14 protein-coding genes are annotated in these 12,598 nt (G+C 67.9%); 9 read left to right on the forward strand and 5 right to left on the reverse strand.

Annotated elements, in window-relative coordinates:
- Positions 1–8: 8 nt before the first annotated feature.
- The gene (locus tag ABIE44_RS17400) at positions 9–587 is read right to left on the reverse strand and encodes a DUF3043 domain-containing protein (protein WP_209714600.1); all 579 of its coding nucleotides are present in this window, start codon (positions 585–587) and stop codon (positions 9–11) included.
- 141 nt (positions 588–728) lie between these two features.
- Here ABIE44_RS17400 and ABIE44_RS17405 point away from each other — a divergent pair, with 141 nt between their 5' ends.
- On the forward strand, positions 729–1,940 hold the full coding sequence (locus tag ABIE44_RS17405) for a sensor histidine kinase (protein WP_209714598.1): 1,212 nt from the start codon (positions 729–731) through the stop codon (positions 1,938–1,940).
- On the opposite strand, the gene nadA is transcribed toward ABIE44_RS17405, so the two are convergent.
- Entirely contained in the window at positions 1,937–3,112 is a 1,176-nt protein-coding gene (gene nadA / locus ABIE44_RS17410) for a quinolinate synthase NadA (protein ID WP_209714596.1), read from the reverse strand. The genes ABIE44_RS17405 and nadA overlap by 4 nt on opposite strands.
- Before the next feature lie 90 nt (positions 3,113–3,202).
- Here nadA and ABIE44_RS17415 point away from each other — a divergent pair, with 90 nt between their 5' ends.
- The 3 genes from ABIE44_RS17415 to erpA all read left to right on the forward strand — a co-directional run bounded on the left by ABIE44_RS17415 (position 3,203) and on the right by erpA (position 5,176).
- A complete protein-coding gene (locus ABIE44_RS17415) occupies positions 3,203–3,607 on the forward strand; it encodes a VOC family protein (RefSeq protein WP_209714594.1) in 405 nt (134 codons plus the stop codon).
- A gap of 37 nt (positions 3,608–3,644) precedes the next feature.
- Entirely contained in the window at positions 3,645–4,739 is a 1,095-nt protein-coding gene (locus ABIE44_RS17420) for a glycerate kinase family protein (RefSeq protein WP_209714593.1), read from the forward strand.
- Positions 4,740–4,825: 86 nt separating this feature from the next.
- A complete protein-coding gene (gene erpA / locus ABIE44_RS17425) occupies positions 4,826–5,176 on the forward strand; it encodes an iron-sulfur cluster insertion protein ErpA (protein WP_209714591.1) in 351 nt (116 codons plus the stop codon).
- A 53-nt stretch (positions 5,177–5,229) separates the two neighbouring features.
- On the opposite strand, the gene ABIE44_RS17430 is transcribed toward erpA, so the two are convergent.
- Positions 5,230–5,463, reverse strand: a complete 234-nt coding sequence (locus ABIE44_RS17430) for a hypothetical protein (RefSeq protein WP_209714589.1) — start codon at positions 5,461–5,463, stop codon at positions 5,230–5,232.
- 112 nt (positions 5,464–5,575) lie between these two features.
- Here ABIE44_RS17430 and ABIE44_RS17435 point away from each other — a divergent pair, with 112 nt between their 5' ends.
- Positions 5,576–6,550, forward strand: a complete 975-nt coding sequence (locus tag ABIE44_RS17435) for a carbohydrate kinase family protein (RefSeq protein WP_209714587.1) — start codon at positions 5,576–5,578, stop codon at positions 6,548–6,550.
- A gap of 99 nt (positions 6,551–6,649) precedes the next feature.
- Here the strand turns inward: ABIE44_RS17435 and ABIE44_RS17440 are convergent, their stop codons facing one another.
- Positions 6,650–6,883: a sulfurtransferase TusA family protein gene (locus tag ABIE44_RS17440; RefSeq protein ID WP_209714584.1), complete on the reverse strand. Its 234-nt coding sequence runs from the start codon at positions 6,881–6,883 to the stop codon at positions 6,650–6,652.
- Positions 6,880–7,977: a cysteine desulfurase family protein gene (locus ABIE44_RS17445; RefSeq protein ID WP_209714582.1), complete on the reverse strand. Its 1,098-nt coding sequence runs from the start codon at positions 7,975–7,977 to the stop codon at positions 6,880–6,882. Before ABIE44_RS17445 ends, ABIE44_RS17440 begins: the two co-directional genes overlap by 4 nt.
- Before the next feature lie 153 nt (positions 7,978–8,130).
- Here ABIE44_RS17445 and ctaC point away from each other — a divergent pair, with 153 nt between their 5' ends.
- The 4 genes from ctaC (at position 8,131) to ABIE44_RS17465 (ending at position 12,539) form a co-directional block, all read left to right on the forward strand.
- The gene (ctaC, locus tag ABIE44_RS17450; protein WP_502912745.1) at positions 8,131–9,024 is read left to right on the forward strand and encodes an aa3-type cytochrome oxidase subunit II; all 894 of its coding nucleotides are present in this window, start codon (positions 8,131–8,133) and stop codon (positions 9,022–9,024) included.
- Complete coding sequence (ctaD, locus tag ABIE44_RS17455) at positions 9,021–10,754, forward strand: aa3-type cytochrome oxidase subunit I (RefSeq protein WP_209714579.1); 1,734 nt, start codon at positions 9,021–9,023, stop codon at positions 10,752–10,754. Before ctaC ends, ctaD begins: the two co-directional genes overlap by 4 nt.
- Positions 10,754–11,149, forward strand: a complete 396-nt coding sequence (locus ABIE44_RS17460; RefSeq protein WP_209714577.1) for a cytochrome c oxidase subunit 4 — start codon at positions 10,754–10,756, stop codon at positions 11,147–11,149. The genes ctaD and ABIE44_RS17460 overlap by 1 nt, the downstream gene beginning before the upstream one ends.
- 181 nt (positions 11,150–11,330) lie before the next feature.
- Positions 11,331–12,539: a L,D-transpeptidase gene (locus ABIE44_RS17465; RefSeq protein ID WP_209714575.1), complete on the forward strand. Its 1,209-nt coding sequence runs from the start codon at positions 11,331–11,333 to the stop codon at positions 12,537–12,539.
- Positions 12,540–12,598 lie beyond the last annotated feature (59 nt).

A 12,598-nucleotide genomic window follows, 5' to 3' on the forward strand; every position in this document is an offset into this window, starting at 1 on the left:
AGGAAGCCTCAGATCGGCTTGCCGCCGATGCGGACCTGCGGCTTCGGCAGACGCATGAACCGCAGCTGCAGCACGCGGGTGAACCCGTAGAACGTCGTGCCCTTGAGGCTCTCGCCCGGGAACTGCTCGGTCAGTGCCTTCTTCAGGCGGAAGCGGATCGTCACGACGTCGACGACCAGCAGCACCATCGTGACGGTCTGCAGGATGCCTGCGGCGTTCTGGACGTCCTTGTTCCCCACGGAGCCGGCGACCAGGATCACCAGCAGGATCGGCAGGATGAACTCGGTGAACATCAGGCGGGAGTCGACCCAGTCGCGGACCGCACGCTTGACGGGACCCTTGTCCCGCGCGGGGAGGTACTTCTCCTCGCCGTTCTTCATGCCTTCGCGGATCCGCTTGTTCGAGTCCCCACGGGTCTCGCGGAGCAGCTTCGCGGCTGCCTTCTTGTCGCCGGCCGCCTGGGCGCGCGCCTTGGCGGCCGCCTCGGCCTCCTTGCGGGTCGGCGTCGGGCGCCCCTTCTTGTCCGCTGCCGCGCTCTCGACGGGCTGGGACTCGGGGACTGAGGAGCTATCGGAACGACCGAACAACGTGGATGCCTTCTCGAACAGGGGAGGAACAGATCGAGTGAAGACTACCTGTCGCCCGTTGGGCCCGGCCGCGAGGACCGAAGGGCCCGGTCCCCGGCATTTCGGAGACGAAACGATGTCCGTTTTGTCACACTTGTCATCGTGAGGGAGTCTTATGTCGATCTCGAGCGCGAAGCAGAGCTGCGTGCCTACGCGGTGCTCGACGCCGAGCAGATCCCGGCGTTGGAGCGGATCGCCGACCTCGCCGCGGAGATCTGCGGCATGGCGGTGGCCGAGGTCAACGCCGTCTCGCTGGACGACGTCGTGCACGTCGCGACCACCAACCGCGACCACCTGCGGGTACCGCGTGAGTTCTCGTTCTGCAGCCCGGTGATCAGCTACGGGGTCGACACCTACACGGTGGTGGACGCGACGAAGCAGGAGCCGTTCGCCTCCAGCCCGTACGTGACCGGTGAGCGGGCCTCGATCCGCTCGTACGCCGCCGCGCGGATGGTCGGGCCGACGGGAGTCGTCCTGGGCAACCTGTGCGTCTTCGACTACGAACCGCGTGAGGTCACGATCGACCAGCTCGCCGCGCTGCAGTCGCTGTCGGCGACGATCGTCGAGATCCTGGAGATGCGCCGCACCGAGCGTGAGCTTGCGACGGCGCTCAACCGACTCGCCGGGTCGCACCGCGCGTTGCACTCCTCGAACGAGTCGCTGGAGGCCTTCGCCGGCCAGATCAGCCACGACCTGCAGGCGCCGCTGACCGCGGTCGAGGTCGCGCTCGAGCTGCTCGAGGACGAGGTCGACCTCTCCGAGGACGCGCAAATGCTGCTCGGGCACGCGCGCTCCGGTGGACGCCGGATGCAGAGCACGATCACCGAGCTCCTCGACTTCGCGGTCGCCGGGTCCTCGAGCCCGACCGTCCCGGTCGACCTGAACGAGGTGGTCAGCGAGGTCCTCGCCGACCTGGACTGGAGCCTGACCGACGCCAAGATCGAGGTCGAACCGCTGCCCGCCGTCCTGGGTCAGAGCGCCGAGCTGCGAGCGGTGATGCAGAACCTGGTCGCCAACGCCGTGAAGTTCTCCGCACCGACCGCGGTGCCGCACATCCAGATCCACGGCGAGAGCCACGACGGCACGGTCCGGGTGACCGTCGCCGACAACGGTCCGGGCGTGCCGGAGGAGCAGCGCGAGGCTGTCTTCGGCCTCAACGTCCGCGGCGACACCGACGTAGCCGGTTACGGGATCGGGCTCGCGACCTGCGCCCGGATCGTCCGGACCCGACGCGGAGCGATCGGGGTCGACCCGTCACCGACCGGCGGCTCGTCGTTCTGGTTCGAGCTACCTGCTGCGGGCCAGCTCGCCTAGTCCTTGCTGGTGCGACCCGGGAGGTCGAGCATCCGCTGCAGGGCGACCTTCGCCCACTTCTCGGTCTCCCCGTCGACCTGGATCTGGTTGACCACGGTGCCCTCGACCAGTGACTCGAGCGCCCAGACCAGGTGCGGCAGGTCGATCCGGTTCATCGTCGAGCAGTAGCAGACGGTCTTGTCGAGGAAGACGATGTTCTTGTCGGGATGCGCGTTGGCCAGCCGCTTGACCAGGTTGAGCTCGGTACCGATCGCCCAGCTCGAACCGGCCGGCGCGGCCTCGATCGTGTTGATGATGAACTCGGTCGACCCGACCTTGTCCGCCTTCAGCACGACGTCGTGCGCGCACTCGGGGTGCACCAGGACCTGGACGTCCGGGATGGTCGCGCGGAGCTCGTCGACGACCTCGGCCGAGAACCGCCCGTGCACCGAGCAGTGCCCCTTCCAGAGGATCACCTTCGCGGCACGCAGCTCCTCCACGGTGTTGCCGCCGTTGGGGAGCAGCGGGTTCCACACGATGCAGTCGTCGAGGGAGTACCCGAGCTTGAGGACGGCGGTGTTGCGGCCGAGGTGCTGGTCGGGGAAGAACAGGACCTTGGTGTCCGGACCCTTCTGGGCGAACGCCCACTCCAGTGCGACGTCGGCGTTCGAGGAGGTGCAGACGGCGCCGTCGTGGTTGCCGCAGAACGCCTTGATGTCGGCCGAGGAGTTCATGTACGTGATCGGCACGACGACGTCGGCGACCCCTGCGTCGGTCAGCGCGTCCCAGGCGTCCTGGACCTGACCGAGGCGGGCCATGTCCGCCATCGAGCAGCCGGCCGCTAGGTCGGGGAGGATCACCTTCTGGTCGTCGCTGGTGAGGATGTCGGCCGACTCGGCCATGAAGTGCACGCCGCAGAAGACGATGAACTCGGCTTCCGGTCGCGCTGCCGCGTCCTTGGCGAGCTTGAAGGAGTCACCCATCACGTCGGCGAACTGCACGACCTCGTCGCGCTGGTAGTGGTGACCGAGGACGAACACCCGGTTGCCGAGCTTGGCCTTGGCCGCCTCGGCGCGCGCGACCAGGTCCGGATCGGACGCAGCGGGCAGGTCGCCCGGGCACTCGACACCCCGTTCTGAGGACAAGTCCTTGCCCCGTCCCAGCGGAAGCAGCGGCAGGTCGATCGTGGTCATGGGGACATCCTCCCACGGGGGTACGACTGGATCACGGGGGGAACCACGGCGCGGGCGGCTGCATTCCGCACGCGGGGGTAGAAGTGACCCATGACGTACCCGACGCTGCTGCACACCGTCCTGGACACGACCGACGTCCGCGGTACGGCGGAGTTCTACCGGCAACTGCTGGGTCTGCAGTACCGGCCTGGTGACGCGCCGGACGAAAGCGGCCCGGACCCCGACTGGCTCGTCCTGCTGGGCGGCAACGGTGGTCGCGCGCTGGCCTTCCAGCAGGTCGAGCACCTGGAGCGCACCACCTGGCCGGACCACGACGTACCGATGCAGATGCACCTCGACCTGACCGTGCCCGACGTGACGGAGCTGGAGCACCAGCGCGATCGAGCACGGGATCTCGGCGCCGAGATGGTGCTGGACCGCAGCGACCACGACGAGGAGCCGCTGTACGTGCTGAGGGACCCCGCCGGTCACCCGTTCTGCATCTTCGTGGCCTGACCCGTCTGCTCGGACGGCCCTACGGCAGGATGGCCGCATGCGCGTCGTGATCGCGCCGGACAAGTTCGCCGGCACCCTGAGCGCCGTCGAGGCGGCCCGCGCGATCGCCACCGGCTGGTCCCGCCGGGTTCCGGACGCCGAGCTCGTCGAGGTGCCGCTCTCCGACGGCGGTCCGGGCTTCGTCGACGTCCTGCACGCGGCGCTCGGCGGTGAGCTGATCGCCGTTACCGTTCCCGACCCGTACGGCGAACCTGTCCCGGCCACGGTGCTGCTGGTCGGCACCACGGCGTACGTCGAGACCGCCCAGGCCGTCGGCCTGCACCTGACCCCCGCTGAGCAGCGCCGCCCCACCGTCGGCTCGAGTCGCGGCGTCGGCGAGCTCATCGCGGCTGCCGTGGACGCCGGAGCAACCCGCGTCCTCATCGGTGCCGGGGGCACGGCGACCAACGACGGGGGAGCGGGCTTGCTCGCCGGGCTGGGAGCCACCGGTGCGGGAGCACCCCTCGATGCCGGCCCCTACGGCCTAGACGGCCTGACGGCCGTCGACCTTGGCCCGGCGCATGCTGCGGTCGAGGACGTCGAGCTGGTGCTGGCCTCCGACGTCGACACCCAGCTGCTCGGACTCATCGGCGCCACCAAGACCTACGGCCCGCAGAAGGGCTTGACCGAGGACGAGCTGCTCCTCGTCGACCGGCACCTGCAGACGTTCGCCGAGCTGACCGATCGCAAGGTCGCGACCGTCAAGGGCGCAGGTGCAGCAGGAGGCATCGGCTTCGCCCTGCTCCTGCTCGGCGCCGAGCGCGTGCCCGGCGTCGACGTCGTCGCCGGGGCAGTGGACCTCGCCGGCGCGCTCGTCGGCGCCGACCTCGTCATCACCGGCGAAGGAGCCTTCGACTTCTCCTCCCGCTCCGGCAAGGTCCCGTACGGCGTCGCGCAGTCCGCGACCGCAGCGCTGGTGCCGTGCATCGCGCTGGCCGGTCAGGTGCTGGTGGGATCCCGGGAGATGCGCGCCCTGGGGATCGAGGCGGCGTACTCGATCGTCGACCGGGTGGGGGAGGAGCGCGCCTTTGCCGCGCCGGCCGAGTCGCTGGCCGACCTGGCCGAGCGCGTTGCCCGGACCTGGGGCCGTTAGCGCCGGGGAATATCCACCGGTGTGAGACCATTGGAACTGTTGAATGGTCCGCAACGGACCCCCACGAACACACCCGGGAGAGCACGATGACCGAGCAGGTCGAGATCCGCACCGACAGCATCAACGTCACGGACACCGCCGCGTCCAAGGTGAAGAGCCTCCTCGAGCAGGAGGGCCGCGACGACCTGGCCCTGCGCATCGCCGTCCAGCCCGGTGGCTGCTCCGGCCTGCGCTACCAGCTGTTCTTCGACGAGCGCACCCTCGACGGCGACGTCGTCACGGACTTCAACGGCGTCAGCGTCGTCGTCGACCGGATGAGCGTGCCGTACCTGAACGGCGCCACGATCGACTTCGTCGACACCATCGAGAAGCAGGGCTTCACGATCGACAACCCGAACGCCACGGGTTCGTGCGCGTGCGGCGACAGCTTCAACTGATCTGAAACGCGAAAGGCGCCCGTCCCCCAAGGGGGACGGGCGCCTTTCTGCTGTCAGTCGAGGTGCAGGTGCAGGCGCGCAGCCAGGTGCGCGGTGGCCTCGTCGACGTTGATGACCGGCTTCGGCATCTCGCGGTAGTCGACGTACTCCATGGAAGGCGCGTCGCCGAGGATGTCGAGCGAGGCGCGCTGGTCGGGGATACCCATCTCGGACGCGCACGCAGTGCAGTCCGTGTGCATCTTCACGGTCGTGTCCTGGTCGTCGTAGGCAAGGCGTTCGTAGCTCATGTCCTCGACGTTATTGGCTACTTCCGGGTACTCCTACGTCTACCGGCCGGTAGGCTCCAGAGTTCACGAAGCGCTCACACGAACGCAACAATTCTCCCCAGACTGAGGACTCATGCCGCTCCTGATCGCCGGTTCCATCGCCACCGACCACCTGATGAAGTTCGACGGGAAGTTCGAGGACTCGCTCGTCGTCGAGCAGCTCGACAAGCTCTCGGTCAGCTTCCTGGTCAACGACCTCGAGATCCGCCGCGGGGGAGTCGCCCCGAACATCTGCTTCGGCCTCGGTCAGCTCGGTCTCTCCGCGGTGCTGGTCGGTGCCGCCGGCGAGGACTTCACCGACTACCGCTCCTGGCTCGAGCGCCACGGCGTCGACTGCGAGTCGGTGCACATCTCTGAGACCAAGCACACCGCCCGCTTCGTCTGCACCACCGACACCACGATGGCGCAGTTCGCCTCGTTCTACCCCGGAGCGATGAGCGAGGCCCGCGAGATCGAGCTCGCCCCGATCGTCGAGCGCGTCGGTGCCCCCGACTACGTGCTGATCGGCGCGGACGACCCGGACGGCATGCTCCGCCACACCGAGGAGTGCCGCCAGCGCGGCTACTCCTTCATCGCCGACCCGAGCCAGCAGCTGGCGTTCGGCGAGGGCGACCTGATCCGCAAGCTGATCGAGGGCGCGACGTTCCTGTTCAGCAACGAGTACGAGTCGCACATGATCGAGCAGAAGACCGGCTGGTCGGCGGAGGAGATCCTCGGCCTGGTCGGTACGCAGGTGATCACCCTCGGCAAGGACGGCGTGAAGATCATCGCCCAGGGTCAGGAGCCGATCGTGGTGCCGGCGCTGAACAACGTCAACGCCGTCGAGCCGACCGGTGTCGGCGACGCCTTCCGCGCCGGCTTCCTGGCCGCGACCGAGTGGGGCCTCTCGCACGAGCGCGCCGCCCAGGTCGGCTGCACCATCGCGGCGTACGTCGTGGAGACCGTCGGCACCCAGGAGTACTCGTTCACCCGCGAGGAGTTCGTCGCGCGCCTCGGTGCGTCGTACGGCGACGAGGCCGCGGCCGAGGTGGGCAAGCACCTGAGCTGATCCTCGACAGAGTTTCGGGGGAACCGGTGAAACTGCACCGACCTGGCGAAACTTCCCCTGTTCGGCGCGGAATCACGTGTTCCCCCGAAATTCCGTCACCTAGCGAAGACGGCGTACCAGGAACACCGGTACGCCGTCTTCGGCGTCCTCGGCCCCGACGTACTCCTGCTCGCGCATCCGGCACCACGCCGGGACGTCGGTGCGCGCGGCCACGTCGTCGGCGGCCACGCTGATGACCTCGCCGACCTCGACCTGTCCGATGTTGCGGGCGAGCTCGATGATCGGGCGCGGGCAGAGCATTCCGCGGCAGTCCAGCTCGAGGGCCGCGCTCACAGCCCGGCCTCGTGCCGGATGCGGGCCACGACGTCGGGCAGCTCGGTGAGCAGCCGGGTCACGTCGGCCTCGCTGGTCTCCCGGCTCAGCGAGACGCGGACGTTGCCGTGGGTGAGCGCCCCCATCGCGGTGAGCACGTGGCTGGGCTCCAGGGTGCTGGCCGCGCAGGCCGAGCCGCTGGCGACCGAGAAGCCGCGTCGGTCGAGCTCGGTGACGATCGCCTCGCCGTCGACGTACAGGAACGAGAAGGTGACCAGGTGGGGGAGTCGGGCCACCGGGTCGCCGACCACCTCGGTGTCCGGGATCGCCGCGACACCCGCCCGGAGCTGGTCGATCAACCGCGCGTGCCGGGCGTTGACCTCGTCGCGCTCGGCCACCACGGCCTGCAGGGCTGCGGCTGCGGCCAGCGCCGCGGGCACGTTCTCCATCCCGGTGGCGCGTTCCTCGACACGGTCGTCGCCGGGGAACGGGTTGCGCCAGCGCGCGCCCTTGCGCACCAGCAGCAGTCCGACGCCGGCAGGACCGCCCCACTTGTGAGCCGACAGCGCCGCAGCTGACCATCCCTCCGGCAGCGCGATCCGGCCGCCGGACGCGCACGCGTCCGTGAACACGGGCGCCCGCTCGGCGAGCTCGGCCACCGGCTGGAGAGTGCCGACCTCGTGGTTGGCGGTCTGGACGGCGAGCACGGTCGCCTCGGGGACCTCATCGAGGAGGACCCGTCCGCTGGCGTCGACCGGCGCGGTCTCGAAGACGCCGCCGTGCTCGGCGTGCCAGCGGCCGGCGTGCATCACGCTCGCATGCTCGACCGCGGTCGCGACCAGGCGGTTGCCGGACCGTGCGGCACCGCCGAGCAGCCCCAGCACTCCCAGGTGCACGGCGTGGGTGCCGCTGGGCGTGAACGTCACCTCGTCGGCCCGTACGCCGAGCGCCTCCGCAGTGGCCTCGCGGGCGTTGTCCAGGATGATCCGGGCATTCCGGGCGGGGCCGTGCAGGCGGCGCGGGTCGGCGTACCCAGAAGCGACCGCCTGCTCCAGGACAGCCCGCGCGGCCGGGTGCAGCGGCTCGCTGGAAGCGGTGTCGAAGTAGGTGGTCACAGGGGAAAACTAGCCTCCGGACGTGGGAGGGGAGCACGTGGCGGGACGCACACCGTCCAACACCCCGACCTGGCACGCCGACCGGGGTACCTCAGTAGTAGGGTTCGCATGTCCGTCTGAAGAAGTTGATCGGCCAAGAGAGAGGGCTCGTTCGTGGGTCTGGAACTCCCCAAGCGCGTGCGACACCTGGCAGTCGGTGTGACTACCGGTTCCGCCTTGCTTTTCCTGAGCGGCTGCTCGGCCAAGGACAAGGAAGAGCTCAAGAACCTTGCCATGCCGAACCCGGCCAGCAAGGAAGCTCACCACATCTACGACCTGTGGCAGGGAGCGTGGCTCGCCGCGATCCTGACCGGCATCCTGGTCTGGGGCCTGATGTTCTACGTCGCGGTCAAGTACCGCCGTCGCAGCGAGTCCGAGATCCCGGTGCAGACCCGCTACAACCTGCCGATCGAGATCTTCTACACGGTCGCCCCCGTGATGATGGTCATCGTCTTCTTCTTCTTCACCGTTCGCGCCCAGGACGACGTGCTGCACGCCCCGAAGGACCTGCAGGAGGCGAACGCACAGGCCGACCTGAACATCACCGTCGTGGGCCAGCAGTGGTCCTGGACCTTCAACTACGCCAAGGGCGGCACCACGGTGAAGGAGACGGTCTGGGACGCAGGCACCCCGGCCAAGATCCCGACGCTGTACCTGGTCAAGGACAAGAGCGTCTCCTTCGACCTGTACTCGCCGGACGTCATCCACTCCTTCTGGCCGACGAACTTCCTCTTCAAGATGGACGTCGTCCCGGGCCGCGCCAAGGAGAACCACTTCACGCTGACGCCGACCGAGAGCGGTGAGTTCGTGGGCCGGTGCGCCGAGCTGTGCGGCGTCTACCACTCCCGGATGCTGTTCAACGTCAAGGTCGTCAGCCAGGCGGAGTTCGACAAGCACCTCGAGTCGCTCCAGGCGGCCGGCAACACCGGCATGAACGCCCCGGGCCCGTACGAACGCGAGGTCAAGGGCCTCGAACGCGAACAACCCTATGACGGAGAAGGCGAATGACCGCGGTATCTGACGCGCCCACCAACGTCGGCGCTCCCACACGCACCCTGGGTCAGCAGGTCGTCCGCATCATGACGACGACCGACCACAAGCTGATCGGCAAGCTCTACCTGGGCACCTCGTTCGCCTGGTTCATGATCGGCGGCGTCATGGCGCTGATGATCCGTTCCGAGCTCGCGTTCCCGGGCCAGCAGCTCGTCAACGACGAGGTCTACAACCAGCTGTTCACGATGCACGGCACGATCATGCTGCTGCTCTTCGCCACGCCGCTGTTCTTCGGCTTCGCGAACGTGATCATGCCCCTGCAGATCGGCTCGCCCGATGTCGCGTTCCCGCGCCTGAACATGTTCAGCTACTGGCTGTTCCTGTTCGGCGGTCTGATCGCTGCGTCCGGCTTCCTGACCCCGTCCGGCGCGGCCGACTTCGGCTGGTTCGCCTACGCCCCGCTGTCCGACGCGGTGCGTTCGCCCGGCATCGGTGGCGACCTCTGGATCATGGGCCTCTGGCTCGCCGGTCTGGGAACGATCCTCGGTGCGGTCAACTTCATCACCACGATCATCTGCATGCGCGCGCCCGGCATGACGATGTTCCGCCTGCCGCTGTTCGTGTGGAACACGCTGGTCACGAGCCTGCTGGTCCTGATCGCGTTCCCGATCTTCGCCGGCGCGCTGCTCTCGCTGGAGGCAGACCGGAAGCTCGGCGCCCACGTCTTCGACGCCAGCCACGGCGGCCCGATCCTCTGGCAGCACCTGTTCTGGTTCTTCGGGCACCCCGAGGTGTACATCATCGCGCTGCCGTTCTTCGGCATCGTGACCGAGATCCTCCCGGTCTTCAGCCGCAAGCCGCTCTTCGGCTACATCGGCCTGGTCGCCGCGACGCTCGGTATCGCCATCCTCTCGGTGGCCGTGTGGGCGCACCACATGTTCGTCACCGGCGCGGTCGACCTGCCCTTCTTCTCGGGCATGACCTTCCTGATCGCGGTGCCCACAGGCGTCAAGTTCTTCAACTGGATAGGCACGATGTGGGGGGGATCTCTGTCCTTCGACACCCCCATGCTCTGGTCGATCGGCTTCCTCACCACGTTCCTCTTCGGTGGTCTGACCGGCATCATCCTGGCCTCGCCGCCGCTGGACTTCCACGTGTCGGACTCGTACTTCGTGGTCGCGCACTTCCACTACGTGGTCTTCGGAACCGTGGTGTTCGCGATGTTCGCCGGCTTCTACTTCTGGTGGCCGAAGATGACCGGCCGGATGCTCGACGAGCGCCTCGGCAAGATCCACTTCTGGCTGCTGTTCGTGGGCTTCCACACCACCTTCCTGGTCCAGCACTGGCTCGGCGTCGAGGGCTTCCCGCGCCGGTACGCCGACTACGCCGATAAGGACGGGTTCACGACGCTGAACCAGATCTCCACGGTCGGGGCCTTCCTGCTCGCGTCCTCGACGCTGCCGTTCCTCTGGAACGTCTACAAGTCGCGCCGCGGTCCGAAGATCACCGTCGACGACCCGTGGGGCTGGGGACGGTCGCTCGAGTGGGCGACCAGCTGCCCGCCGCCGCGTCACAACTTCGTGACCATCCCGCGGATCCGCTCGGAGTCGCCGGCCTTCGACCTCCACCACCCGGAGATCGCGGCGCTGGAGTACGACGCCAACGACAACCTGGAGTCCGCCGGCATCGCGGACGCACCGGACATGAACGGCCGCAAGGAGCTGCTGGAAGGGGATGACGCCTGATGAAGTCTGAGACTTGGATCTTCGTGATCTGCACCTTCTTCTTCCTGCTGTTCGCGCCGGCGTACTGGCTGGTGACCTCGGACCCGACGGGTACCTCCGCCCTGGTCATGACCGCCCTCCTGACGCTGCTGATCAGCTTCTACCTCGGCTTCCACGCGAAGAAGATGGAGCCGCGGCCCGAGGACCGCAACGACGGCGAGATCGCGGACGGGGCGGGCGAGCTCGGCTTCTTCCCGCCGTACAGCTGGTGGCCGCTGTGGTGCGGTCTGACGCTGGCGCTGATCGTGGTCGGCGTCGTCGTCGGCTGGTGGCTGTTCGTGATCGGTGCGGTGCTGGGCTCGGTCGCACTCACTGGCCTCATCTTCGAGTACTACCGCGGAGAGCACGCGCACTGAGCGAAGCGATCACGCGCACTGAGCAAGTGTTGAGCGATCACGCACACCGTTTGACCCGTTTCGTCACGGTCGGTCCGATATCGGGCCGACCGTGACGTTTTCCACGTGCTGCGTGGGAACGGCTGTTCGGGTGCCTTGTTACGCTGGGGACACCATTTGAACCTGATCGTTCGGGAGAAACATGCGTTCGCGTCGTACCGGGGTCGCCCTGGCAACCGTCCTTCTGCTCGCCGTGGTGTCGGCGTGCTCGGGGGACAAGGACCCCAAGACCGTCGGCAACGACGAGCCCGGCGGCAAGGCCAGCACCTCGGCGTCCGCCGAGCCGCAGTCGGCTGCTCAGATCACGTCGTCGATCGCTCCCGGCTCCAAGAACGTGAAGGTCAACCGGATGCTCCGGCTCGACGTCACGGCCGGCACCTTCAGCGAGGTCTCGATCTCGAGCAAGGCCGGCAAGGTCGAGGGCGCGCTCTCGGCCGACAGGGCGAGCTGGCAGAACACCAGTCGGCTGCAGCCCGGTGCGCTGTACCGGGTCCGCGGTATCGCGGTCGACGAGTCCGGTGAGCAGAAGGTCTACAAGGCCCGCTTCCGTACCGCGGCGCTCGCCCTGGACAAGCAGACCTACCCCAGCTTCTTCCCGACCGCCGGCTCGACGGTCGGTGTCGGACTGCCGGTGATCATCCGTTTCGACGTCCCGGTCACCAACCACGCGGCCTTGCAGCGCCACATCACCGTGACCAGCACCCCGGCCCAGACCGGCGCTTTCCACTGGATCTCCGACAAGGAGCTGCACTGGCGTCCCGCGAAGTACTGGAAGCCGGGCACCAAGGTGACCGTCGATGCCGACATCGACAGCGTCCCGGCGGGCAACGGCGTCTTCGGCCAGGAGAGCCGCAAGAACTCCTTCACCATCGGCCGTTCGCTGGTCAGCAAGGTCAACATGAAGACCCACCAGATGAAGGTGTTCAAGAACGGCAAGCTGATCCGGACGCTGCCCATCACGACCGGTGAGCAGCCGAAGTTCACCACCCGGTCGGGCACGAAGGTGATCATCGAGAAGTTCCGCCACAAGCGGATGAACTCCGAGACGATCGGCATCGACCCGAACAGCGCCGACGGCTACGACCTCGACGACGTCGAGTACGCGATGCGGCTGACCTACTCGGGCGAGTTCGTCCACGCCGCTCCGTGGTCGGTCGGCCAGCAGGGGCGCGCGAACGTGAGCCACGGCTGCACCGGCATGAGCACCGCGAACGCGGGCTGGTTCTACGGTCAGAGCATCATCGGCGACGTCATCGAGTACACCGGCACGACCAAGCAGATGACGCTCGAGAACGGCTTCGGCGACTGGAACCTTCCCATCGACGAGTACGCCCAGGGCAGCGCCCTCTGAGCGACGCCGACCCGGCACGGATGTGCTGAAAACGCCGCTGACCCGGCAGCGATGTACGC

Origin of the sequence: Marmoricola sp. OAE513 (assembly GCF_040546585.1) — a bacterium.
Lineage (GTDB): Bacteria > Actinomycetota > Actinomycetes > Propionibacteriales > Nocardioidaceae > Marmoricola.